The following is a 1043-nucleotide window of genomic DNA, read 5'->3' as shown; positions in this document are numbered from 1 at the left end:
GGCCGCTTTAAGCGGCAGACCAAATATCGGCGGATACGCCTGTTATTTAGATTTTGCACAGATATGTGCTTCTTCCATGCCGGATACGGCAGATTTCCACATAACAGGTAATCCACTGCATATCTGCCTGTGTTTATGCTGCTTTACGCAGTTCCATTTCTGAAATCAGTTCTCTCAGATCTGCATAAACACATGAGGTTCTACGCTTTACTGCAGGAACTTTTGCCTCCAGCAAAGACCTTTCCGTTTCCGGCAAGGGTTTTAAAATTTCACGGATAAAATATCTTGCTCCGATATTATACGATGCCGACAAATCACAGTTGTATCTTTTTCCAGTCTGAAACGTACACAGACGATGATCCCGTATATCACGGGCAATCTCTCCTGATCCATCAAAGGCAAGCCTGCTCGTGTTCCAGGCACAGATTCGGGAAATTCGGATTCCCTTTCTGTGTGCCTGCTGTCCGCACCGTTTCTGGATATCACGTTTTCTCCACATCTGCAGTTTCTGCTTTTTCTTCCCGGAAAGTTTTCCTTTCATTTCCAGATATTCGAAAACAATCACATCTGCCTTTTTTTCTGATGCATAAAAAACGATTTCCTTTGCAATTTTTCTGCCAAGCTCTATATTCAGACGTTTTGCATATGCCCATCTTCCCTGCGCCTGACGCGATCCATGTTCCCGCTGAAATCTTCGGATCCGTCCCAGCACACGGTACATCCGGTCTTTGTCACTGGGAAAGTTAATAAACTTTCTTCCCAGGATAGTTCCGTCTGGACGCATGATGGTACAGACCGCATCCGTATTGATGCCAAGATCCACACTGCAGATCGTTTGTTCTTTGACGGGTGTCCGGTTTAAAGATACCTCTTCCGCATACGTAAAACGCAGAAAATATTTGTCGTGCTTTTTCTCCAACGTTGGAGCCGAAGCTTTTTTGCCCGACCAGTGTTTTCTTAAGTATTCCATATCCGTATGTTTCAGCCGCGCAGCAAACCATTTCCAGTCATGGCCATCGTACAGTTTTAAAAAGGCCGCATCT

1 protein-coding gene is annotated in these 1043 nt (G+C 45.1%); it reads right to left on the bottom strand.

Features of this window, described 5'->3' with window-relative positions; genetic code table 11:
* Positions 1-133: 133 nt before the first annotated feature.
* Positions 134-1043 (bottom strand): transposase (locus DW769_RS16965; RefSeq protein ID WP_243105468.1); only part of this gene is annotated, 910 nt, incomplete at its 5' end.

The organism is Blautia sp. AM29-29 (assembly GCF_003480555.1).
Classification (GTDB): Bacteria; Bacillota; Clostridia; order Lachnospirales; family Lachnospiraceae; genus Fusicatenibacter; species Fusicatenibacter saccharivorans.
The sequence above is the reverse complement of the archived record's forward strand: the minus strand, read 5'-3'. Positions and strand labels throughout refer to the sequence as shown.